At 68.1% G+C, this 22,306-nt stretch carries 25 protein-coding genes; 16 read left to right on the top strand and 9 right to left on the bottom strand.

What is annotated here, in order from left to right:
- Positions 1 to 49: 49 nt before the first annotated feature.
- The 4 genes from AC07VX_RS01435 (at position 50) to AC07VX_RS01420 (ending at position 4,693) form a co-directional block, all read left to right on the top strand.
- On the top strand, positions 50 to 2,044 hold the full coding sequence (locus AC07VX_RS01435; protein WP_493163512.1) for an SDR family oxidoreductase: 1,995 nt from the start codon (positions 50 to 52) through the stop codon (positions 2,042 to 2,044).
- A 60-nt stretch (positions 2,045 to 2,104) separates the two neighbouring features.
- A complete protein-coding gene (locus AC07VX_RS01430) occupies positions 2,105 to 2,650 on the top strand; it encodes a GNAT family N-acetyltransferase (RefSeq protein WP_493163513.1) in 546 nt (181 codons plus the stop codon).
- A 70-nt stretch (positions 2,651 to 2,720) separates the two neighbouring features.
- A complete protein-coding gene (locus tag AC07VX_RS01425; protein ID WP_493163514.1) occupies positions 2,721 to 3,947 on the top strand; it encodes a saccharopine dehydrogenase family protein in 1,227 nt (408 codons plus the stop codon).
- Positions 3,944 to 4,693, top strand: coding sequence for a nitrilase-related carbon-nitrogen hydrolase (locus tag AC07VX_RS01420; protein ID WP_493163515.1), 750 nt, complete (start codon positions 3,944 to 3,946; stop codon positions 4,691 to 4,693). The genes AC07VX_RS01425 and AC07VX_RS01420 overlap by 4 nt, the downstream gene beginning before the upstream one ends.
- A gap of 11 nt (positions 4,694 to 4,704) precedes the next feature.
- On the opposite strand, the gene AC07VX_RS01415 is transcribed toward AC07VX_RS01420, so the two are convergent.
- The 4 genes from AC07VX_RS01415 to AC07VX_RS01400 all read right to left on the bottom strand — a co-directional run bounded on the left by AC07VX_RS01415 (position 4,705) and on the right by AC07VX_RS01400 (position 6,917).
- Entirely contained in the window at positions 4,705 to 5,169 is a 465-nt protein-coding gene (locus AC07VX_RS01415; RefSeq protein ID WP_493163516.1) for a DUF1203 domain-containing protein, read from the bottom strand.
- 77 nt (positions 5,170 to 5,246) lie between these two features.
- Positions 5,247 to 5,732 carry a hypothetical protein gene (locus tag AC07VX_RS01410; protein WP_493163517.1) on the bottom strand — a complete coding sequence of 162 codons (486 nt, stop codon included), beginning with the start codon at positions 5,730 to 5,732 and terminating at the stop codon, positions 5,247 to 5,249.
- 49 nt (positions 5,733 to 5,781) lie between these two features.
- Positions 5,782 to 6,276: an outer membrane lipoprotein gene (locus tag AC07VX_RS01405; RefSeq protein ID WP_493183850.1), complete on the bottom strand. Its 495-nt coding sequence runs from the start codon at positions 6,274 to 6,276 to the stop codon at positions 5,782 to 5,784.
- Positions 6,277 to 6,359: 83 nt separating this feature from the next.
- Complete coding sequence (locus AC07VX_RS01400; RefSeq protein ID WP_493163519.1) at positions 6,360 to 6,917, bottom strand: HNH endonuclease; 558 nt, start codon at positions 6,915 to 6,917, stop codon at positions 6,360 to 6,362.
- A 215-nt stretch (positions 6,918 to 7,132) separates the two neighbouring features.
- On the opposite strand from AC07VX_RS01400, the gene AC07VX_RS01395 reads away from it, so the two are divergent.
- The 9 genes from AC07VX_RS01395 (at position 7,133) to AC07VX_RS01355 (ending at position 16,381) form a co-directional block, all read left to right on the top strand.
- Positions 7,133 to 7,846 carry a TetR/AcrR family transcriptional regulator gene (locus AC07VX_RS01395; protein WP_493163846.1) on the top strand — a complete coding sequence of 238 codons (714 nt, stop codon included), beginning with the start codon at positions 7,133 to 7,135 and terminating at the stop codon, positions 7,844 to 7,846.
- A 39-nt stretch (positions 7,847 to 7,885) separates the two neighbouring features.
- Entirely contained in the window at positions 7,886 to 9,676 is a 1,791-nt protein-coding gene (locus tag AC07VX_RS01390) for an acyl-CoA dehydrogenase C-terminal domain-containing protein (RefSeq protein ID WP_493163520.1), read from the top strand.
- 36 nt (positions 9,677 to 9,712) lie between these two features.
- Positions 9,713 to 10,138 (top strand): DUF2147 domain-containing protein, encoded by a 426-nt coding sequence (locus AC07VX_RS01385; RefSeq protein ID WP_493163521.1) that lies wholly within the window; start codon positions 9,713 to 9,715, stop codon positions 10,136 to 10,138.
- A gap of 83 nt (positions 10,139 to 10,221) precedes the next feature.
- Entirely contained in the window at positions 10,222 to 12,618 is a 2,397-nt protein-coding gene (locus AC07VX_RS01380) for a 3-hydroxyacyl-CoA dehydrogenase/enoyl-CoA hydratase family protein (protein ID WP_493163522.1), read from the top strand.
- Positions 12,619 to 12,626: 8 nt separating this feature from the next.
- Positions 12,627 to 13,118 (top strand): DUF4442 domain-containing protein, encoded by a 492-nt coding sequence (locus AC07VX_RS01375; RefSeq protein ID WP_493163523.1) that lies wholly within the window; start codon positions 12,627 to 12,629, stop codon positions 13,116 to 13,118.
- 11 nt (positions 13,119 to 13,129) lie between these two features.
- Positions 13,130 to 14,344 (top strand): acetyl-CoA C-acyltransferase, encoded by a 1,215-nt coding sequence (locus AC07VX_RS01370; RefSeq protein ID WP_493163524.1) that lies wholly within the window; start codon positions 13,130 to 13,132, stop codon positions 14,342 to 14,344.
- 3 nt (positions 14,345 to 14,347) lie between these two features.
- Positions 14,348 to 14,881 carry a DUF1569 domain-containing protein gene (locus AC07VX_RS01365; protein ID WP_493163525.1) on the top strand — a complete coding sequence of 178 codons (534 nt, stop codon included), beginning with the start codon at positions 14,348 to 14,350 and terminating at the stop codon, positions 14,879 to 14,881.
- A 10-nt stretch (positions 14,882 to 14,891) separates the two neighbouring features.
- Positions 14,892 to 15,656, top strand: coding sequence for an enoyl-CoA hydratase (locus tag AC07VX_RS01360; RefSeq protein ID WP_493163526.1), 765 nt, complete (start codon positions 14,892 to 14,894; stop codon positions 15,654 to 15,656).
- Between the two features lie 113 nt (positions 15,657 to 15,769).
- A complete protein-coding gene (locus AC07VX_RS01355) occupies positions 15,770 to 16,381 on the top strand; it encodes an SGNH/GDSL hydrolase family protein (protein WP_493163527.1) in 612 nt (203 codons plus the stop codon).
- On the opposite strand, the gene AC07VX_RS01350 is transcribed toward AC07VX_RS01355, so the two are convergent.
- A complete protein-coding gene (locus tag AC07VX_RS01350; RefSeq protein WP_493163528.1) occupies positions 16,333 to 16,737 on the bottom strand; it encodes an acyl-CoA thioesterase in 405 nt (134 codons plus the stop codon). The two genes, AC07VX_RS01355 and AC07VX_RS01350, sit on opposite strands and share 49 nt — an antisense overlap.
- An 83-nt stretch (positions 16,738 to 16,820) precedes the next feature.
- On the opposite strand from AC07VX_RS01350, the gene AC07VX_RS01345 reads away from it, so the two are divergent.
- Positions 16,821 to 18,593, top strand: coding sequence for an ABCB family ABC transporter ATP-binding protein/permease (locus tag AC07VX_RS01345; RefSeq protein ID WP_493163529.1), 1,773 nt, complete (start codon positions 16,821 to 16,823; stop codon positions 18,591 to 18,593).
- Here AC07VX_RS01345 and AC07VX_RS01340 read toward each other — a convergent pair whose 3' ends face one another.
- Genes AC07VX_RS01340 through AC07VX_RS01330 form a run of 3 tightly spaced genes read right to left on the bottom strand, consistent with a single transcriptional unit; the run spans position 18,594 to position 19,829 of the window.
- Positions 18,594 to 18,908 carry a hypothetical protein gene (locus AC07VX_RS01340; protein ID WP_493163530.1) on the bottom strand — a complete coding sequence of 105 codons (315 nt, stop codon included), beginning with the start codon at positions 18,906 to 18,908 and terminating at the stop codon, positions 18,594 to 18,596.
- Positions 18,909 to 18,959: 51 nt separating this feature from the next.
- Complete coding sequence (locus AC07VX_RS01335; protein ID WP_493163531.1) at positions 18,960 to 19,574, bottom strand: UPF0149 family protein; 615 nt, start codon at positions 19,572 to 19,574, stop codon at positions 18,960 to 18,962.
- Between the two features lie 15 nt (positions 19,575 to 19,589).
- On the bottom strand, positions 19,590 to 19,829 hold the full coding sequence (locus AC07VX_RS01330) for a hypothetical protein (RefSeq protein ID WP_493163532.1): 240 nt from the start codon (positions 19,827 to 19,829) through the stop codon (positions 19,590 to 19,592).
- Between the two features lie 65 nt (positions 19,830 to 19,894).
- Here AC07VX_RS01330 and AC07VX_RS01325 point away from each other — a divergent pair, with 65 nt between their 5' ends.
- Entirely contained in the window at positions 19,895 to 20,740 is an 846-nt protein-coding gene (locus AC07VX_RS01325) for a transposase (protein WP_493163533.1), read from the top strand.
- Entirely contained in the window at positions 20,737 to 21,567 is an 831-nt protein-coding gene (locus AC07VX_RS01320) for an amidohydrolase family protein (protein ID WP_493163534.1), read from the top strand. The genes AC07VX_RS01325 and AC07VX_RS01320 overlap by 4 nt, the downstream gene beginning before the upstream one ends.
- Here AC07VX_RS01320 and AC07VX_RS01315 read toward each other — a convergent pair.
- Positions 21,564 to 22,304 (bottom strand): LytR/AlgR family response regulator transcription factor, encoded by a 741-nt coding sequence (locus AC07VX_RS01315; RefSeq protein ID WP_493163535.1) that lies wholly within the window; start codon positions 22,302 to 22,304, stop codon positions 21,564 to 21,566. The genes AC07VX_RS01320 and AC07VX_RS01315 overlap by 4 nt on opposite strands.
- Positions 22,305 to 22,306: the final 2 nt, after the last annotated feature.

Below are 22,306 nucleotides of genomic sequence, written 5' to 3'. Positions count from 1 at the left end.
TGGGGAAGAATCGACCGAGACCCACTCAATCCACAAGCAGGAGACGCGTATGCAGTATTTCGTCACCGGGGCCACCGGCTTCATCGGCAAGCGGCTCGTCAAGAAGCTGCTGGCGCGGCGCGGCAGCACGGTCTACTTCCTGATGCGCGAAGAGAGCGCGGGCAAGCTGCCCGATCTGCTGGCCTACTGGGGCGCGAGCAAGACCCGTGCGATCCCCGTCTACGGCGACCTGACGAGCAAGAAGCTGGGCGTGGCCGGCGACGTCATCAAGAGCCTGAAGGGCCAGATCGACCACCTCTACCACCTCGCCGCCGTCTACGACCTGGGTGCCGACGAAGAGTCGCAGGTGGCCGTGAACATCGAGGGCACGCGCAGCATGGTGGAGTTCGCCCATGCCATCGACGCGGGCCATGTGCACCACGTCTCCTCCATCGCCGCCGCGGGCCTGTACGAAGGCGTGTTCCGCGAGGACATGTTCGACGAGGCCGAGAACCTCGATCACCCCTACTTCATGACCAAGCACGAGAGCGAGAAGCTCGTGCGCAAGGAGTGCAAGCGGCCGTGGACGGTCTACCGCCCCGCGCTGGTGGTGGGCGACTCCACCACCGGCGAGATGGACAAGATCGACGGGCCTTACTACTTCTTCAAGCTGATCCAGCGCATGCGCCAGATCCTGCCGCCCTGGATGCCCAGCATCGGTCTGGAGGGCGGGCGCATCAACATCGTGCCGGTGGACTTCGTCGTCGACGCGCTGGACCACATCTCGCACAAGGTCACGAAGAGCCAAGGCTGCTACCACCTCGTCGACCCCAAGGGCTACCGCGTGGGCGACGTGCTGGACATCTTCAGCAAGGCCGCGCACGCGCCCAAGATGAACCTCTTCATCAACGCGGCGTTGCTGGGCTTCATCCCCAAGAGCGTCAAGAAGGGCCTGATGGCGCTGGCGCCGGTGCGCCGCATCCGCAACGCCGTCATGAAGGACCTCGGTATCCCCGAGGACATGTTCACCTTCATCAACTACCCCACGCGCTTCGACTGCCGCGACACCGAGGCCGCGCTGAAGGGCAGCGGCATTGCCTGCCCCGACCTGAACGACTATGCGTGGCGGCTGTGGGACTACTGGGAGCGTCACCTCGACCCGGCCCTCTTCATCGACCGTTCGCTGAAGGGCGCGACGGGCGGCAAGGTCGTGCTCGTCACCGGGGGGTCATCTGGCATCGGCCTGGCCGCGGCCATCAAGTTCGCCGAGGCGGGTGCCATCACGCTGATCTGCGCGCGTGACCAGATCAAGCTCGACGAGGCCGTGGCCGAGATCAAGGATAAGGCCGGCAAGAACGCGCAGATCCACGCCTTCGCCTGCGACATCGCCGACGAGGCCGGCTGCGCCTCGCTGATCGACTGGTGCACCACCAATTTCGGCGGCGTGGACTTCCTCATCAACAACGCCGGCCGCTCCATCCGCCGCGCCATCGAGAGCAGCTACGACCGCTTCCACGATTTCCAGCGCACGATGGACCTGAACTACTTTGGCTGCCTGCGCGTCACCATGGGCCTGCTGCCCGGCATGGCGGCCAAGCGTCGCGGCCACGTCGTCAACATCAGCTCCATCGGCGTGCTGACGAATGCGCCCCGCTTCTCGGCCTACGTGGCCTCCAAGGCCGCGCTGGACGCCTGGACGCGCTGCGCCTCCAGCGAGTTCGCCGACACCGGCATCACCTTCACCACCATCAACATGCCGCTGGTGCGCACGCCCATGATCGCGCCCACCAAGATCTACAACAACGTGCCGACGCTGTCGCCGGAAGAAGCGGGCGACATGATCGCCCAGGCCTGCATCAACAAGCCGGTGCGCATCGCGACGCGCCTGGGCATCTCGGGCGAGATGCTGCACGCCGCAGCACCGCGCATTGCGCAGATCGTCATGAACACGACCTTCCGCATGTTCCCGGACAGCGATGCGGCCAAGGGCGAGAAGGGCAAGAGCGGCGGCCTGTCGCCGGAGGCCATCGCGTTGCAGCAGATGATGCGCGGCATCCACTTCTAAGGCGCGACACTCACCCCGGGCCCGGCTTCGGCCGGGCTTTTTGCTTCAAGGATCGAACCCATGCTCAGAGGACGACGCGTCGGCCTGCGCTACGTGACCGAAGAAGACCTGCCCTGGCTCAAGCGCACTGTGGGCGATCCGCAGGTGCAGGGGCCTTTCCTGGGCTCGCGCATGATGACGCCGCATGCGGTGGAGCAGCGCTGGAAGGACAACGGCTTCGCCAACGAGGATGCCGAGCGCCTGCTGATCTGTCACCTGCTTGACGGCAGCGTCATCGGCAACGTGGTGCACTTCGCCGCGGCCCGCTACACGACGGCGCGCGAGATCGGCTGGACGATGGCCGACGTCGCGATGCGCGGCCAGGGGCTGGCCAGCGAGGCGGCCGCGCTGCTGGTGGACTATCTGTTTGAGAACTGGCCGGTGAACCGCCTGTCCTGCGGCATGTCGGTGCACAACCACGCCTCTCGGCGAGTGGCCGAGAAATGCGGCTTCAGGCACGAGGGCATTCAGCGCGGCATCGTCTTCGTGGCCGGCGAGTATGTGGACTGCCATGCGTTGTCGCTGCTGCGCAGCGACTGGCTGGCGATGAAGGGCAGGGCGGAGTGAACCCTGCCCGGCCGCCCGAAAGGGCTCAGCTCCCGCTGGGCGGGACAGCGCGCAGCGCGAAGGGTGCAAAGTGAAAGACAGGGAATTCGATCTGATCGTGTTCGGCGCGACCGGCTTCACGGGCCGCCTCGTTGCCGAATATCTGCACCTCAGCGGCGCCGACGGCGCTCGCTGGGCCATCGCGGGGCGCAATCTCGACAAGCTCGGCCAGGTGCGCGACGAGCTTCATCTGCCACCGTCCGTCGCGTTGCTGAAGGCCGACGCGGCCGATGCCACGGCACTGAAGGCCCTGGTCGCACGCACCCGCTGCGTCATCACGACGGTCGGTCCCTACCAGCTGCACGGCGAGCCCCTGGCCACCGCCTGCGCCGAGGGCGGTACCGACTACGTCGACCTCTGCGGTGAGCCGCTGTGGATGGCGAGGATGATCGACAGGTTGGCGCCGTCCGCGCAGAAGAGCGGCGCGCGCATCGTCTTCTCCTGCGGTTTCGACTCCATCCCCTTCGACCTCGGCGTCGTCTACCTGCAGGCCGAAGCGCAAAGGCGCTTCGGCGCGCCGCTGCCCGAAGTGCGCGGCCGCGTCGCCCGGCTCAAGGGCACGTTCTCTGGCGGCACCTTCGCCAGCATGATGGAAACCATCGAGGCCGTGCGCCGCGATCCGGGGCTCGTGAAGCTGATGGTCAACCCCTTCGCGCTGGCCGGCGGCTTCAAGGGGCCTCGGCAGCCGAACGACCAGGGCGCCGACTATGACGACTGGGCCGATGCCTGGGCCGGCCCTTTCGTCATGGCAACGATCAACACCAAGAACGTCCACCGCAGCAACGCGCTGCGCGGCCACCCCTGGGGGCAGGGCTTCATCTATAGCGAGAAGCTGCTGACCGGCAAGCCCGGCCAGGGCGACAAGGGTCGCAGGAAGGCCGTCGCACTGGCGCGCTTCACCAAGCTGCAGAACCTGGCCCTGGGCTTCGGCCCGACGCGGGCCCTGCTGCGCCGCTTCGTGCTGACCCAGCCCGGCGACGGGCCGGACAAGGCGGCCCGCGAGGCGGGGCGCTACGAGGTCTGGTTCACGGGCAAGGCGGCGGGCGGCGAGACGCTGCGCGCCGTCGTCAAGGGCGACCGCGACCCCGGCTACGGCTCGACCTGCAAGCTCATCAGCGAGGCCGCCCTGTGCCTGGTGCGCGACGTGGGCCGCGAGGCCACGCCGGGCGGCGTCTGGACTCCCGGCAGCGCCATGGGCCTGGCCCTGGTGCGCCGGCTGCACGAGCGCGCCGGCCTGAGCTTCGAGATCGCGGCTTGACCGCCCTGCGCTGGGCCATCGCCCAGCCGCGCATGCACTGGACGCTCGAAGGCAACCTCGCCGAAACCCTTGCAGCGCTGGAGGCCGCCGCGGCAGCCGGTGCCGCGGGCTGCGTCTGCACCGAACTGGCGCTGACCGGCTTTCATCGTCGCCTGCCCGAGTTGCTCGATGCCGTGGCGCTGGCCGATGCCCAGGCCCGGCTGCGGGCGGCCTGCGCCCGGCTGGGCATCTCCGCGGCGATCGGCATGCCCACGCTGGGCGAAGACGGCCGGGTGTTCAACAGCCATGTCTACATCGACGCTGCCGGTCGTGAACTCGGCCGCGTGCACAAGCGCGGGCTGACGCCCAGCGAAGCGACATTCTTTGCGCCCGGCGGCGCGCGCGGCTGGACGGCGCTCGGCGGCCTGCAGGTGACCTCGGTGATCTGCCGCGAGGTGCTGGATCTCGACCGGCTGCTGCTCGAGCTCGATGCAGGGCCGGCGGACGGTACGCGCGTGGTCTTCTGGCCCAGCTACATCGGCGAGAGCGATGCAGAGCAGCAGGCGTGGTGCGCGGCCTACGTCCAGGCTGCCCAGACCCTGGCGCGCGTCCTGGGCGCCTGGGTGCTGCAGAGCAACTGGCCCGAGGGCCTGAACTTGCCCGGCCCGCAGGGCTTCGGCGCCAGCGTCGTCATCGCGCCGGACGGACAGCGGGCCATGACGCTGCCCCGTGATGCGGCGGCGGTGGTGGTCGCGGGTCTGGCCTAGGCAGCGAGCGCTCAGGCGCGCTGGATCAGCGCCGCGTAGCAGCCGCGGCGGGCGTAGTGGGCGTGCACATAGGCCACCTCCGGCGAGGCCAGCAGGCGCTCGATCAGGCCCTCGACCGCGTCGCCTTCGGCGACGTCGGCATCGACCATCATGCCGCCCGCGTCGAAGGCACGCAGCGACATCAGGCTGCGCAGCATCAGTGGCAGCTTGTCGACGGCGTCGAAGGCCGTCTCGGCGTGCTCGCGCACGAAGATGGCATGGCGAGAGCGGTAGGGGGTGTCGGCACCCTGGTGCTCGTGGTTGACGAGCAGCACGGCCTCGCCTGGGCGGGCCAGGCGCAGTTCGATGCGGTCGGGGTGGCGGTCTCCCTCGCCGGTGGTCAGGCGCAACGCGCCGTGGCGGGCGAGCTCGATGTCACTCAGGCCGAAGAGGTGGCTGAAGGGCTGGGCGGACAGCCCGGTGATGCGAAAGGACATGGCGTGCTCCTTGGGATGGGATGAACGCCATTCTTCAGACGGCGCCGGGGCACGTCTGGCCGCTTTCGGACCTGGAGTCAGTCGCGCCCGGCCGGGCGCTCGAAGCCTGCGTCCACCCAGGCCTCGGCCGCGCCCTGGCTGAGCCTGTAGCCGGCCGCGACCTTGACCTGGGCCAGTTGCTCGCCGGCGGCGTCATGGGCGCGCAGCCAGGCGTAGGGATCGTCCTCGGCGGGCACGATCTCCAGCGAGATCTTCAGCCAGTTGCCGTCGCGGGCGACGTAGAGCGCCTTGTTCAGCTGGGCGTGCAGCTGCTGCTCGTGGCGGCGGATGACCTCTGAGGCTGTCTTCACGAGGGTGTTGAAGGCGTTGACGTCCAGGGGCTTGGGGTTCTTCTTGTCGCGCCCCATGGTCCAGGGACCGACGAGGGCCGGCTCGCTTTCGCCGGCCTTGAACATGGCGACGGCCCAGCCCTCGTCGTCCTCGTTCTTGATGACCTGGGCGGTCCAGCCGTTGTCGCGCCACAGGCGCGCTTCATAAAGGGGTTCGTCGTCGGGAGCAGACATGAAAAATGGCGGGCAGAGTAGCCCGCCATTGTCTGTCCTCGGTCCGGACTCAGCCGTTGCTGGCGGATGCCGCCGCGGGCTGGACTGCCGGGGCGCGGGTCACGCGGGTCTTGCCGCCGGTCGTCACGAGGACGACGGGGTCGCCGCTGTTGAAGCTTTCGGTGCCCTTGGCCTGGATGATGGCGCGGCGCTCGCCGTTGCGCAGCTGGACGATGATTTCCAGCGCATCTTCCTTGGTTGCGGAACGCTCGATGGCGTTGCCGATGACGGCACCGGCAACGGCGCCGATGACGCCGACGACGGCGCCTTCGCGGCGGCCGCCGACCGAGCTGCCGGCGATGGCGCCCGTCACGCCGCCGGCAGCGCCGCCGATGCCGCTTTGCGTGCCATCGACGGTGACCGGGCGGGAGGACAGCACGGTCGCGTCCTGCACCTGCGACAGGCGCTGCGCGTCACCGCGCTGGACGACATCGGGGCTGGTTGTCGAGCAGGCCGAGAGCACCAGGGCGGCAGCCAGGGTGAGGGAAGTCATGAGCTTGGACATTCGAATACTCCTTGGGCAGAACAGCCGCCCAACGTATCCAATTGTCCCGCCGTTGACCGCCCGTCCCGGGCGGCTACAACTCTTTACCCGTGCAGGCGCGAACTGCGCGGCACGCTTGCCAGCAGGAACTCCATCTGGTCGGCCAGGATGCGGCGGCCGCGCAGGATCATGTCCTCGTGCAGGCTGGGCACATAGGGCAGGTAGAGCAGGCTCATGTGAGCTTCTTCCGGCATGCGGTTGCCCTTGCGGCCGTTGCAGGGGCGGCAGGCGGTGATGCAGTTCATCCACGTGTCCTGGCCGCCGCGCGAGGTGGGCTGGATGTGCTCGCGGGTCAGGTCTTCCGGCAGGCTGCGGTGGCCGCAGTAGGCGCAGACGAAGCGGTCGCGCACGAACAGCTTGCTGTTGGTCAGGGCCGGGGCCTGGCGCCAGGCACGACTCGGCACGGCCCCCCGCACCGCGATGATGGGATGGACCTCGATGCGGGACTGGCGGCCCGTGATGCGCTGCAGGCCGCCGCGCAGCACCTGGCAGGGGTCGCCCAGCGTCCATGCGACGCCGTCGCTGGCGTAGATCACCGCCGCTTCACGCGTCGTGATCCAGGCTTGCGGTCGACCGGAGACATCGAGCTGGAGAACATCCACTGGGCTTCACCTCCGACCGAGAGCCTAGCGAGAACCGGGCCAGCGCTCAAGCGCGCGACGATGACGGCAATGGCTCCGGGTGTTCCCTAGGGTGGCGGCAGTTTTAGGCACATCACCCTAGGAAATCGACGTGTAACGCTGGCGTTGTCACGGAAGCGACCTGCAAAATAGAACGATCGTTCGTTTTATTCCTGCCTGGTCCGTCCGTGAGCACGCTGCCTGTTCCCGCCAAGAAAACCGCCCCGCTGCGCGTTGCGAAGCCGGCCCGCGTCGTGCGCTCCCTGCAGAAGGGCCAGCAGACCCGTGCGGCCATCCTCGAAGCCGCGCTGGGACTGGCCTCGCACATGGGCCTGGAAGGCCTGTCCATCGGCGCGCTGGCTGATGTGACGTGCATGAGCAAGTCTGGCGTCTTCGCCCACTTCGGCTCACGTGAGGAACTGCAGATCGCGGTCGTGACGGAGTATCACGCCAAGTTCGAAGAGGAAGTCTTCTTCACCGCCATCCGCGAGCCGCGCGGTCTGCCGAGGCTGCGGGCCATGTTCGAGCGCTGGGTGCGGCGCGTGTCCGTCGAGGTGGACTCCGGCTGCATCTACATCAGCGGCGCCGTCGAGTTCGACGACCGGCCTGGCCCGGTGCGCGACGCGCTGGTGGGCATGGTCAAGGCCTGGCATGCGGCGCTGCAGAAGGCCATCCAGCTGTCCATCACCGAGGGCCACCTGAAGGCCGATGCCGACGTCGAGCAGATCTGCTTCGAGCTGCACGGCCTCATCCTGTCCCTGCACCACGACGCGCGCTTCATGCGCATCCCCGGCGCGCTGGCGCGTGCCGGTCTCGGTTTCGACCGAACCATCCAGTTCTATGCCACGCCGGCCGGCCTCGACATCGAGCAGCGCCGCAAGGCTGCCAAAACCGGCGCCATCAAGCGCTGACCGATTCATCACCCCCACCGTAGTCCCAGGAGTACCCCGATGCCCCAGTACACCCCGCCCATGCGTGACATGCAGTTCGTCATGCACGAGCTGCTGAACGTCGTCGACGAGCTGAAGATGCTGCCGGCCCATGCCGACATCGACGCCGACACGATCAACGCGGTGCTCGAGGAGGGTGGCAAGTTCGCCGCCGAAGTCATCGCCCCCATCAACCTCAGCGGCGACGCCGAGGGCTGCGTGCTCGACAAGACCACCCACGAAGTCAAGCCGCCCAAGGGCTTCAAGGAAGCCTACAAGCAGTACGTTGAGGGCGGCTGGCCGGCACTTTCCTGCGACCCGCAGTTCGGCGGCCAGGGCCTGCCGCATCTGGTGAACCAGTTCTTCTACGAGATGCTGAACTCGGCCAACCAGGCCTGGACGATGTATCCGGGCCTGTCGCACGGCGCCTACGAGGCCCTGCACGCCCACGGCACGCACGAGCAGCAATCGACCTACCTGCCGAAGCTGACCAGCGGCGAATGGACCGGCACGATGTGCCTGACCGAGCCGCACTGCGGCACTGACCTTGGCATGCTGCGCACCAAGGCCGAGCCCCAGCCCGACGGCACGTACAAGATCACCGGCGCCAAGATCTTCATCTCGGCCGGCGAGCACGACATGGCCGAGAACATCATCCACCTGGTGCTGGCCCGCCTGCCGGATGCGCCGCAGGGCAGCAAGGGCATCTCGCTGTTCGTGGTGCCGAAGTTCAACGTGAATGCCGACGGCTCGCTGGGTTCGCGCAACGGTGTCTTCTGCGCCGGCCTGGAGCACAAGATGGGCATCCACGGCAACGCCACCGCGCAGATCGTGCTGGAAGGCGCCGTCGGCACGCTGGTGGGCCAGCCCAACAAGGGCCTGGCCGCCATGTTCGTCATGATGAACGCTGCCCGCCTGGGCGTCGGCAACCAGTCGCTGGGCCTGACCGAAGTGGCCTACCAGAACGCCGTCGCGTATGCGAAGGACCGCATCCAGATGCGCGCCCTGAGCGGCCCCAAGGCCCCGGACAAGCCGGCCGATCCCATCATCGTCCACCCCGACGTGCGCAAGATGCTGCTGACGGCCCGTGCCTTTGCCGAAGGCGGCCGCATGCTGCAGGGCTACACCGTGCTGCAGTTGGACAAGGCGCTCAAGAGCGACGACGAGGAAGAGCGCAAGGACGCCGAGGCCGAAGTCGCGCTGCTGACGCCCATCATCAAGGCCTTCATCACCGACAACGGCTGGCTTGCCACGTCGCACTGCATGCAGGTGTTCGGCGGCCACGGCTTCATCCACGAGTGGGGCATGGAGCAGTTCGTGCGCGATGCGCGCATCAACATGATCTATGAAGGCACCAACACCATCCAGTCGCTGGACCTGCTGGGCCGCAAGGTGCTGGGCAACAACGGCGCCACGCTGAAGAAGTTCGGCAAGAAGATCGCCGCCTTCATCGAGGAAGAGGGCACGAACGAGGCCATGCAGGAGTTCGTGAATCCGCTGGCCGACCTGGGCGACAAGGTCAACAAGCTCACGCAGGAAATCGGCATGAAGGCCTTCGGCAACCCCGACGAAGTGGGTGCCGCGGCCGTGGACTACCTGCGCGTGGTGGGCCACATGACCTTCGCCTTCTTCTTCGCCCAGGCCGCCAAGATCGCGCTGGCCAAGAAGGACAGCGGCGACCCGTTCTATACCGCCAAGCTGGCCACGGCGCGCTTCTACTTCGCCAAGCTGCTGCCCGAGACGGCGACGCTGATCCGCACCTGCCGTGCGGGCCTGGCGCCGCTGATGGAAATGGAAGAAGCCCTGTTCTAAATCTTCTCGAGCCCGCTCGATGACAAGGATGCCCCGATGAAATTCCTGTTCGCTGCTGCCCTGCTGTTGCCCGCGTTTGCCTTCGCGCAGACTTCACCCGTGGGCCTGTGGAAGACCATTGACGACGACGGCAAAACCGCGAAGTCGCTGGTCCGCATCAGCGAACAGGGGGGCACCCTCATCGGCAGCATCGACAAGCTGCTGGACCCCAAGGACCCCGTCGACGGCAAGTGCGACAAGTGCAGCGACGACCGCAAGGACAAGCCGGTCGTCGGCCTGCAGATCATCCGCGGCGTGAAGGGCGAGGGCGATGGCACCTGGGGTGGCGGCGAGATCCTCGACCCCAACAATGGCAAGACCTACCGCACGCGGCTCAAGCCGATCGAGGGCGGCAAGAAACTGGAGATGCGCGGCTACATCGGCCCCTTCTACCGCACGCAGACGTGGATTCGCGTCGAGTGACAAATCAGTTGGGGACAGAGCAGCCGGGCAAGCCCGCCTGGTCAGTCCCGCAAGTTCATCAGAATCTTTAGGAGCAAGAACCCATGAGTCGATTCCAAGTCCGCAAGGTCGCCGTGCTCGGCGCCGGCGTGATGGGCGCGCAGATCGCCGCCCACCTCGTCAACTGCAAGGTGCCGGTCGTGCTGTTCGACCTGCCCGCCAAGGAAGGTGCCAAGAACGGCATCGTCACCAAGGCCGTCGACGGCCTGAAGAAGCTCAAGCCCGCGCCGCTGGGTGACGCCTCCGAAGCCGCGCTGATCCAGCAGGCCAACTACGAAGAGCACCTCGAGGTGCTGCGCGGCTGCGACCTCATCATCGAGGCCATCGCCGAGCGCATGGACTGGAAGCTCGACCTGTACACCAAGATCGCGCCGTTCGTGGCCCCACACGCCATCGTGGCAAGCAACACCTCGGGCCTGAGCATCACCAAGCTCTCCGAAGTGCTGCCCGAAGAAATCAAGCCGCGCTTCTGCGGCATCCACTTCTTCAACCCGCCGCGCTACATGGCCCTGGTCGAGCTGATCAACACGCCGACCACGCAGCCGGAAATCCTCGACCAGCTCGAAGCCTTCGTGACCACGTCGCTGGGGAAGAGCGTCGTGCGCGCCCATGACACGCCCAACTTCGTCGCCAACCGCGTCGGCATCGCCGGCATGATGGCCACGATGATCGAGGCCGAGAAGTTCGGCCTGAGCGTGGACGTCGTCGACGACCTGACCGGCAAGAAGCTGGGCCGCGCGTCGTCGGGTACTTTCCGCACCGCGGACGTCGTCGGCCTGGACACCATGGCTCACGTCGTCAAGACCATGCAGGACAACCTGAAGGACGACCCCTTCTACAGCACCTACGCCACGCCGGCCGTGCTGGCTGGGCTGATCCAGAAGGGCGCCCTGGGCCAGAAGACCGGTGCAGGCTTCTACAAGAAGGTCGGCAAGGACATCCAGCGCCTGGACTTCGCCACCGGTGAGTACGTCGCCGGCGGCAAGAAGGCCGACGAGATTGTCGCCCGCATGCTGAAGAAGGCCCCGGCCGATCGCCTGAAGCTGCTGCGCGAGAGCAGTAACCCGCAAGCCCAGTTCCTGTGGGCCATCCTGCGCGACAGCTTCCACTACGCCGCCGTGCACCTGAACACCGTGGCTGACACGGCCCGCGAGATCGACTTCGCGATGCGCTGGGGCTTCGGCACGCAGCAAGGCCCCTTCGAGCTGTGGCAAGCCGCTGGCTGGAAGCAGGTCGCCGAGTGGATCTCGGCCGACATCGCCGACGGCAAGACCCTGTCCAGCGCGCCGCTGCCGGCCTGGGTCACCGAAGGCCCGGTCGCCGAAGCCGGTGGCGTGCACACCCCTGCGGGCTCGTGGAGCGCTGCTGAAGGCAAGTTCAAGCCGCGCAGCGAGCTGCCGGTCTATGCCCGCCAAGCCTTCCCCGAGTCGCTGCTGGGCACCGGCGCTGCCGACCCGCTGAAGTCGGGCACCGAGCTGTTCAGGAACGAGGAAGTGCGCGTCTGGACGCTGGACAGCAAGGTCGTCATCGCCTCCATCACCGCCAAGCTGCACCTGATCAGCCCGGCCGTCACCGAAGGCCTGTTGAAGGCTGTCGAGATTGCCGAAGCCGACTACAAGGGCATGGTCATCTGGTCGCCTGACGACGTGTTCTCGGCCGGCGCCAACCTCGAGAGCCTGATGCCCGTCTTCATGAAGATGGGCAGCAAGGGCATCGCGCCTGAAGAGAAGAAGCTGCAGGACATGATGCTGCGCCTGCGCTACGCCAATGTGCCTGTCGTCGCCGCGATGCGTGGCCTGGCCCTGGGCGGTGGCGCCGAGCTGGCCGTGCACTGCGCCCGCCGAGTCGCCCACGTCGAGAGCTATGTCGGCCTGGTCGAAGTCGGCGTGGGCCTGGTGCCCGGCGGTGGCGGCCTGACCTATATCGCCCGCCGCGCCGCCGAGATGGCCGCTGCCGGCAATGCCGGTGCGGACATCCTGAGCTTCCTGAAGGACGGCTTCCTGACCGCCGCGACGGCCAAGGTCGCGACCTCGGCCCACGAAGCGCGCAAGAACGGCTTCCTGCTCGACAGCGACGTCATCGTGCCGCACAAGGACGAGCTGCTGCACGTGGCCACGGCCACCGCGCTCGGCATGAGCGAGGCCGGCTACCGGCCGCCGCACAAGGTCATGTTCCCGGTCGCCGGCCGCAGCGGCATCGCGACGATCAAGGGCCAGGTTGCCAACATGCGCGACGGCGGCTTCGTCAGCGCCCACGACTACCACCTGGCCGCGGCGATCGCCGACGTGGTCTGCGGTGGCGAGGTCGAGGCGGGTTCCCTGGTCACCGAGGAATACCTGATGGCCCTGGAGCGCAAGCACTTCTGCTCGTTGCTCGACAACCCCAAGACGCAGGAACGGATCATGGGCATGCTGCAGACCGGCAAGCCCGTCCGCAACTGAGATCAACCGTGAACCGGCTTCAACGCACCCTCGCCAAGCTGGACGGCCTGCCCGGCCCGCTGCGGGGCGCCGCGCGCAACTTAGCGCTGCGCCGTGCCGTGCCCTTCACCGGCACGGCATCGCTCGATTTCATTGCTCTCACGCCAGAGAGCAGCGAGATCCGCGTCGCCAACAAGCGCCCGGTGCAGAACCACATCAAGGGCGTGCATGCGGCCGCGATGTCGCTGCTCGCCGAGACCGCCACCGGCATGGTGGTGGGCATGAATGTGCGTGACGACTGCCTGCCGCTGTGCAAGTCGCTGCAGGTGAACTTCAAGAAGCGCGCCACCGGCGGCCTCATCGCCAAGGCGCACCTGACGGCGGCGCAGCGCCAAGCGATGGCCAACGAAACCAAAGGTGAGGTCAAGGTCGCGGTGACCGTGACCGACGAAGCCGGCATCGAGCCGATCGAGTGTGAATTTGTCTGGGCCTGGGTGCCCAAAGAGAAGCCCCAGGCTTGAAAGGAACAAACATGAGCAAGCAAGTCCAAGACGCCTACATCGTCTCCGCCACCCGTCTGCCCATCGGCAAGAGCGGCCGCGGCTACTTCAAGAACACCCGCCCTGACGAGATGCTCGTCAAGGTCATGCAGGCCGCCCTGGCGCAAGCCCCGGGCCTGGAAGCCAAGGCGATCGAAGACGCCATCGTCGGCTGCTCCTTCCCCGAAGGCGAGCAGGGCATGAACATCGCCCGCGTGGCCTCGGTGCTGGCCGGCTTCGGTCCCACCGTCGGCGGCGTGACGATCAACCGCTACTGCGCCTCCGGCATCACCGCCGTGCAGATGGCCGCGGACCGCATCCGCGTCGGCGAGGCCGACGTGATGTTCGCCGGCGGCGTCGAGTCCATGTCCATGATCCCCATGGGCGGCAACAAGCCGTCCCTGAGCCCGCTGATCTTCGAGCGTGACGAGAACATCGGCATCGCCTACGGCATGGGCCTGACGGCCGAGAAGGTCGCTGCGCAATGGAAGATCAGCCGCGAGGCCCAGGATGCCTTCTCGGTGGAATCGCACCGCCGCGCCGTGGCCGCCATGCAGGCCGGCTGGTTCGACGCCGAGATGACGCCCTTCGACGTCATCGAGCGCACGCCCAACCTGGCCGACGGCAGCGTCAACACCAAGACCCGCACCGTCAAGCTCGACGAAGGCGCCCGTCCTGACACCTCGCTGGAAGGACTGGCCAAGCTCAGGCCTGTGTTCGCCGCCAAGGGCAGCGTCACCGCCGGCAACAGCTCGCAGACCTCCGACGGTTCGGGCGGTCTCATCATCGTCAGCGAAGCGGCCCTCAAGCGCTACAACCTGACGCCGCTGGCCCGTTTCGTGTCCTTCGCCGTGCGCGGCGTGCCGCCCGAGATCATGGGCATCGGCCCCATCGAAGCCATCCCGGCCGCGCTCAAGATGGCGGGCCTGTCGGCCAAGGACCTGGACTGGGTCGAGCTGAACGAAGCCTTCGCTGCCCAATCCCTGGCCGTGCTGAACGACCTGGACGGCAAGGGCATCGAGCTGGACCGTGCCAAGGTCAACCCCAACGGCGGCGCCATCGCCCTGGGCCACCCGCTGGGCGCCACCGGCGCCATCCGTGCGGCCTCGGTCATCCACGGTCTGCGTCGCACTGGTGGCAAGTACGGCATGGTCACAATGTGCGTTGGCGCCGGCCAAGGCGCTGCAGGCATTTTCGAAAGGCTGTAAACCATGAACCGTCGCCGCGCGCTCAAGACCTCCACGGTGTTGCTCGCGGCGACGCCGCTCGCCGCCTGTTCAGGCAGGCTGGACACCTTCACCAGCTGGCAGCAGGCCCAGCAGGCCGTGCTGGACCTGCTGTTCAGCGAGAAAGTCGTCCAGGGCAACCCCTGGAATCTCAGTCAGGTGCTGCAGCACCTCGCCCAGAGCATCGAGTTCTCGATGCAGGGCTTTCCGGCGCTCAAGGGCGCCTGGTTCCGTTCCTCCATTGGTTCGGCCGCCTTTGCGGTCTTCAACGCGCGCGGCGAGATGAGCCACAGCCTCGACGAGCCCATTCCCGGCGCGCCGGCCCTGGACGCCTCGCAGGCGCTCAAGACCTCGGTGAACCGTCTCCTGGCCGCGATGGACGCCTTCGCCCAATTCAACGGTACGCTGCGGCCTCATTTCGCCTACGGCGAGCTGACCAAGCCGCAGTACGAGCGAGCCCATCTGATGCACTTGGCGAACCACTGGACCCAGTTCCACGCCAAGACCGCAACCGCTTGAGGACCCCGTCATGACCATCAAGAGCTACACCGTCAACGGCGTCGCGACCATCGAGATCGCCCGCCCCGAGAAGAAGAACGCCATCACCCAGGCCATGTACCAGGCCATGGCCGATGCGCTGCGCGCGGCCGACGCCGACCCGGCCGTGCGCGCCGTGCTGATCACCGGCCAGCCCGGCATCTTCACCTCGGGCAACGACCTCGAAGACTTCATGGCCGGCCCGACGCGCGGCGAAGACGCGCCGACCTTCCAGTTCATGCATGCGCTGGTGGACAGCACGAAGCCGGTGGTCGCCGCCGTGACCGGTGCCGCCATAGGCATCGGCACGACCATGCTGCTGCACTGTGACTTCGTCTTTGTCTCGGATGAAGCCCGCCTGGCCATGCCTTTCGTGGCGCTGGGCCTGGTGCCCGAGTTTGCCTCCAGCGTCGTGCTGCCGCAGCTGATCGGCAACCGCCGTGCGGCCGAGAAACTGCTGCTGGGCGATCCCTTCACCGGTGAGCAGGCCGTCGAATGCGGCATCGCCAACCGCGTGCTGCCGGGCAGCGAAGTGCTGAACCACGCCCGCCGCATCGCCGAGCGCTTCAACACGCTGGCCCCCGGTGCCGTGCGCGACAGCAAGAAGCTGATCCGTGACGCCCAGCGCGACGCCGTCAAGGCCGCCATCACGCGCGAGGCCGCCATCTTTGGCGCCCGCCTGCGCAGCCCCGAGGCGATGGAGGCCTTCCAGGCCTTCTTCCAGAAGCGCGCACCGGACTTCTCCAAATTTTCCTGACCCTGACGAAGATCGCGCTCGGCCCGCTGCTGATCCTGCAGGGCCGGCGCGTTCGCGCGACGGCGCTGCGCCTGCCTGAGGCGGCCGGGCCGCGCACGGCCGAAGGCTCCGCCTTGCGCCTGCTCATCGTGGGCGATTCCTCCGCGGCCGGTGTCGGGGCCCCGCACCAGAACGAAGCGCTGGCTGGCCGCTTGGCGCAAGCCCTCGCGACGCGTCTGGGCCAGCCGGTGGGCTGGCAGCTCATTGCCACCAGCGGCCATCGCAGCGAGCAGGCGCTTGCCCAGCTGCAGGCCAGCGAGGTGGCGCCGGCCGACGTGCTGATCACGGCCCTGGGCGTCAACGACGTGGTCGATCAGATCGCGCCGCGCCGGGCGCTCGATGCGCTGAACGGCATCCACGCGCTCGCGACCGCGCGGGCCCGTGTGCGCCTGAGCCTGCATTGCGGTGCGCCACCGATGCAGGCCTTCCCGCTGCTGCCCCAGCCGTTGCGCTGGTTTTTCGGGCGCCAGGCGGCGCGCTTCAATGCGGCGCTGGCCCGCAGCGTCGCCAGCCATGCCGACCGGAGAGTCGTGCTGCTGCCCGCATCGATGCAGCGCAACGCGGCCGGGCTGATGGCCGAGGATGGCTTCCATCCGGGCCCCGCCGGCTATGCGCTGTGGGCCGAAGCCCTGGCCGATCAGATCGTCAGCGGCCTGGGCTTGCCTTCGCGGTCGATGGCCACGTAGGTCAGGTTGGCCTCGGTCACCTTGACCACGTGCAGGTTTTCCGGGTCGCGCTCAGCCATCACTTCCACGTGCACGGTGATGGACGTGCGGCCCACACGGGTCACCGTCGCGTAGAAGCTCAGCAGGTCGCCGACGGAGACCGGCTGCTTGAACACGAACTCGTTGACGGCCACCGTCGTGACGCGGCCGCGGGATAGGCGCGCCGGCAGGATGGAGCCGGCGATGTCCACCTGGGCCATGATCCAGCCGCCGAAGATGTCGCCGTTGGCATTCGCGTCGGCGGGCATGGGCATCACGCGCAGCACCAGCTCGCGGGGATGGGGCTGGGTTTGAGCGGGGCTTGAATCCTGGGTCATCGCTTCTACTTGCAACAATTCATCGATCCACATTCTCGGTCCTGCGCTTGAGATCCCTCACATCAGCATCCTCCGTGCCAGCCATGGGCACCGCTCCCGCCACGCAAGGCGACTGGGGCACGGTCGGCCGCCTGCTGCCCTATCTGTGGCGCTACCGCTGGCGCGTGGGCCTGGCGCTGGCCTTCATGGTGGGCGCCAAGCTCAGCAATGTGGGCGTGCCCATCTTGCTCAAGCACCTCATCGACGCGCTGGACCTTAAGCCGGGATCTCCCCAGACCCTGCTCGTGGTGCCGCTGGGGCTGCTGCTGGCCTATGGCGCGCTGCGGCTGTCGACGTCGCTGTTCACCGAGCTGCGCGAGCTGATCTTCGCCAAGGCCACCGAGGGCACGGCGCGCAGCATCTCCCTGCAGGTGTTCCGGCATCTGCATGACCTGAGTCTGCGCTTCCACCTGGAGCGCCAGACCGGCGGCATGACGCGCGACATCGAGCGCGGCACGCGGGCCGTGCATTCGCTGATCAGCTATTCGCTGTACAGCATCGTGCCGACGCTGATCGAGGTGGTGCTCGTGCTGACGTTGCTGGGCGTCAAGTTCGACGTCTGGTTCGCCGGCATCACGGTGGCAGCCCTGGTCGTCTACATCGCCTTCACCGTCGTCGTCACCGAGTGGCGTACCAAGTTTCGCAAGATGCTCAACGAGCTGGATTCGGTGGCCCACAGCAAGGCCATCGACTCGCTGCTGAACTACGAGACGGTCAAGTACTTCAACAACGAGGACTTCGAGGCCCGCCGCTACGACGAGAGCCTGGAGAAGCTGCGCCGTGCCCAGCTGAAGAGCCAGACGACGCTGTCCCTGCTCAACACCGGCCAGCAGCTCATCATCGCCACGGCCCTGGTGCTGATGCTGTGGCGGGCGACGCAGGGCGTGGTGGACGGCCACATGAGCCTCGGCGACCTTGTCATGGTCAACGCCTTCATGATCCAGCTCTACATCCCGCTGAACTTCCTCGGCGTGATCTACCGCGAGATCAAGCAGAGCCTGACCGACATCGAGAAGATGTTCCGGCTGCTGGACCGCGAGCGCGAGGTGGCCGACACGCCCGGCGCAACCGACCTGCAGGTGGGCGGCGCCAGCGTCGTCTTCGACAACGTGCGCTTCGCCTACGATCCGGCGCGCCCCATCCTGCATGGCGTCAGCTTCGAGATCCCGGCGGGCAGGAAGGTGGCCGTCGTCGGCCCCAGCGGCTCGGGCAAGAGCACGCTGGCGCGGCTGCTGTACCGCTTCTATGACATCGACTCGGGGGCCATCCGCATCGACGGCCAGGACATCCGCGCCGTCACGCAGTCCAGCCTGCGCCGGTCCATCGGCATCGTGCCGCAGGACACTGTGCTCTTCAACGACACCGTGGCCTACAACATCGCCTACGGCCGCCCGGGGGCGGGCCAGCAGGAGGTCGAGGGGGCGGCGCGTGCCGCCCACATCCACGCCTTCATCGCCGCCACGCCGCTGGGTTACGACACCATGGTCGGCGAGCGCGGCCTCAAGCTGTCGGGCGGCGAGAAGCAGCGTGTGGCCATTGCGCGCACGCTGCTGAAGAACCCGCCCATCCTGATCTTCGACGAGGCCACCTCGGCGCTGGACTCGACCAACGAGCGCGCCATCCAGGCCGAGCTGGAGTCGGTGGGCCAGAACAAGACCGTGCTGGTCATCGCCCACCGGCTTTCGACAGTGGTGGACGCGCACGAGATCATCGTGCTGGAGCAGGGCCGCATCGTCGAGCGCGGGCGGCATGACGCGTTGCTGGCCCGGGGCGGCCGTTACGCAGAGATGTGGCGCCTGCAGCAGTCCGCCGACTGATCAGTGCGGCTTCTTGGGCTTCTCGAAGCTCTTGGGCCGGTAGACGTTGCCGTCCCACTCGCCGTCCAGCCGCGCGTCGCCCTGCGCCGATTCGCGGGCCCGGCGGATGACACGCTCGGCTTCCAGCGCCGCGGCGCGTGTCTGGCGCTGGCGGCGGCGCCAGCCGGTCAGACGGTCGATCCGTGCCCGCAGCCAGGCGACCAGCCACGCCATGGCCGCATCCACCCGTGCGCGTGCCCGGTAGGGCAGGGCCATGTGCACCGCCAGCGCGATGCAGACGGCGAGGCCCAGAGCGGCGAGCACGGTGTGGAGCATGGCCCGAGTTTGACGTAAACCGGCGCCGGCGTGCTACCTGTGTTGAGGGGGTCAGCTTTTCTGGCGGATCGCCCACAGCGCCAGCATGGCGTCAGGAATCTTTCGGCTGGCCTCATCGCGCTCGGCAGCGGAGCCTTCGGCCAGCGGGCCATCCTCGCCGCCCAGGGCGGCAATCGGGGCCAGCAGCGGGCCGGTCTCGGCACCGTCGAACCAGGGCGCCCAGGCCTCGGGTGCGCCGTCCACGGCCATCAGGAAGCCGGCGGCCCAGTCCTCGGCGTCGGCGTACTCGGTGTCCTCGTCCTCGCCGTCGGCAAAGCTGAAGATGGGCTCCCAGCCCTGCGGACGCTGGGCCCAGGCGGTGGCGATGGAGTGCAGATGGCGCAGCACCAGCATGACGACCTTCTTGCGCTGCTTGCCGCTGACGAAGGGGGCATGGTCGTCGCCTGCGCCGTCGCCTCCCCAGATCACCGGCAGCCAGTCGGCGCCGGGCAGCTCGGCCAGCTGGCGGCCGGGCGTCAGCAACAGGCCGGCGAGATAGCCGTCCAGGGCCTCGATGTTCATCGCGTCCTCCGTCGGCAGCGCGGCGAGCAGTTCGTCGAGATCGTTCAGCTCCTCGTCGGCCAGCGGGCGGTTGTCGGAGGCGGGGTTGTAGTGGGGGTACTGCATGGGTTGTCTTCCGGTTCAGCCGTGGCGGCCGTGGCGGCTCTTGGGTTTCTTGCTGTCGAATTCGGCGAGCTGCGTCTTCAGCAGGGCCATCAGCACGCGGGCGTTCTGCTCGGTCATCACGAGCAGGCTGCTGGGCTCGATGCCGTCGACGGGCGTGCGTGGCGCCACGAGGGCATCGACCTTGAACACGACCTGGCCTTGCAGGTTGTTGGCGGCGGCCTTGAACTTCTGGATTTCGAGCTGATGGGTCTTCATGAGGCGGGAGGATGGCCGGCAGACCGCCATCTTGCCATTCCGGGCGGCCAGACTTAAGGTGGCGCATGGCAAGGCCTGCCCGCCTGGAGATCGCCGGCGCCGTCTATCTGATCGGTGCGCACTGCCCGTCCGAGAGCGGGCAGCAGGCCTTCGTGGACGACACCGACCGCGCCGAGATGCGCGCGCTGCTGGCCCAGGCCCTGCACCGCTTCGACGCCCAGGCCCTGGCCTATGCGCTGCTGCCCGACCACTACCACCTGCTGCTGTTCACCCGCCGCGCCAATCTCTCGCAGCTGATGCGCCATGTGAACGGCGTCTACACCCAGCACCACCAGCGCCGCCACGGTGCCAGCGGGCCGTTGTTCCGTGGGCGTTTCCATGCCGTGCTGGTGGACCGCGAGCGCTACCTGCTGGATGCCTGCCGCTACATTGACCTCAACCCGGTACGCCTGGGCCTGGCCCGCGGCGCGGCTGACTGGGCGGGTTCGAGCTTCCGCGCGCTGGCCGGCATGGAGGCCGCGCCCGAATGGCTGGACATCGACGGCCTGCACGGCCACCTGCTCGGCCGCCCGGCGACGACGCCCGGCCAGCACCGCCTGGCCGGCGAGCGCTATGCCCGCCTCGTCGCCTCCGATCCCGGCCTGCAGCTCTGGCCCGGGCGGCTGCGCGGGCAGATCTTTCTCGGTGACGCCGACTTCGCCGCGCGCATGCGGGCCGCTGCCACGGCGCCCCGGCGCACGGCCCGACCGGGCTTCGGCGAGTGGATGAAGCGGGCCGGCGGCATCCGCGAGCAGGCGCTGTGGCTGGCCCACACCGAGGGCGGCGTGGCGATGACGGAGCTGGCCGGCCAGCTGGGCCTGTCGGTGTCGCGCGTCAGCCGCCTCATCGCCGCGGCGGAAAGGGCCGTGTGAAGCGCCGCGCCCTGCTGCTGGCCGGCCTGCCGGTTCCGGCCCGCGCCGCCGACTACGCCGGCCCCGTCTTCGACGCCCACCTGCACTACAACGACGACGCCCAGGCCCCGCACCCGCCGGCCGATGTGCTGGCTCGCATGGCCCGTGCCGGCGTGCGCGGTGCCCTCGTCAACAGCCGGCCCAACGACGGCACGCTGCGCCTGGTGGCGGAGGCCGGGCCGCAGTGGGTGCCGTTCGTCCGCCTCTACCGCAACCGGGCCGACTACACCGGCTGGTTCGCCGACGACAGCATCCGCCGCATGGGGCTGGCGCTGCTCGCCCAGGGCAGCCCGGCCGGCCCCTTCCGCGGCCTGGGCGAGTTCCATCTCTACGACAGCGCGAATGCCGATGGGCCGACGGCCGTGGCGCTGATGAAGCTGGCCCGCGAGCGCGGCCTGACCGTGCTGGCCCATGTGGATGACGTGGCCGTGGACAAGCTGCTGGGCCATGCGCCGGGAGCGTCCCTGATCTGGGCGCATACCGGCATCTCCGGCGAGCCCGTGTCGCGCGTGAGAGAACTGCTGGCCCGGCACCCGGGGCTGCGCGGCGAGCTGTCCTACCGGCCCGGCATCACCGTCGATGGCCGGCTCAGCGATGACTGGCGCACGTTGTTCGTCCAGCATCCGGGGCGTTTTCTGATCGGCGCCGACACCTGGGTCACCCAACGCTGGCAGCACTACGAGGGTCTTTTCTCGGAATACCGCAGCTGGCTCGGTCAGCTGCCGGGCGAGGTCGCCCAGCGCATCGCCTGGGGCAATGCCGCCGAGCTTTTCGGCCTCAAGGGCTAGAGCTGCTTGAAGCGGTGCGCGTAGGCCGGTGAGACCTCCAGCGTCTCCGGCCTGTCCTTCAGCGCGATGCTGAGCTTGCCGCTCAGGGACCGGCTGACCGACTTGATCGCCCGCGCGTTGACGATCGTGGAGCGGTGCACCTGCCAGAAGTGCTCGCCGTCCAGGCGCGCGACGAGCTCCTTCAGCGGCACCGAGATCAGCGCCTCGCTGTCGGCCGTGACGACGGCGACGTATTTGTGGTCGGCGCGGAAATAGGCCACGTCCTCCACCGTGATGAGCTGCAGCTCGCGGCCGCGCTGCACGGTGATCCAGCGCAGCGGCTCCACGCTCGCAGCGGGCGCCGCGCGGGCGGCTAGGCCGCCGAGGTCGGCGGGGGGCTGCGCAAGCCGCTCCTTTAGCCGCAGCAGCGTCTTGGCCATGCGCACCGGGTCCAGGGGTTTCAGCAGATAGCCCACTGCGCCCTCGTCGAAGGCCTGCACCGCGTAGCGCTCGTGGGCTGTGATGAAGACGACGTGGGCGCGACGGCCGATGAGCTGGGCCACTTCCAGGCCGGAGAGGCCCGGCATCTGCACGTCCAGGAAGCAGACCTCGGGCGCCAGCTGTTCCACCAGGCGCAGCGCCTCGTGGCCGTCGCGCGCCATGCCGACGACGCGGGCCTCGGGCCACTGGCGCAGCAGCTCCTCGCGGATCTCGGCGGCGAGTAGGGCTTCGTCTTCGGCAATCAGCACGCGGGTCATGT

This window comes from Roseateles sp. GW821-FHT03B02 (genome assembly GCF_059421025.1).
This window is presented reverse-complemented; position numbering and strand designations above follow the sequence as displayed.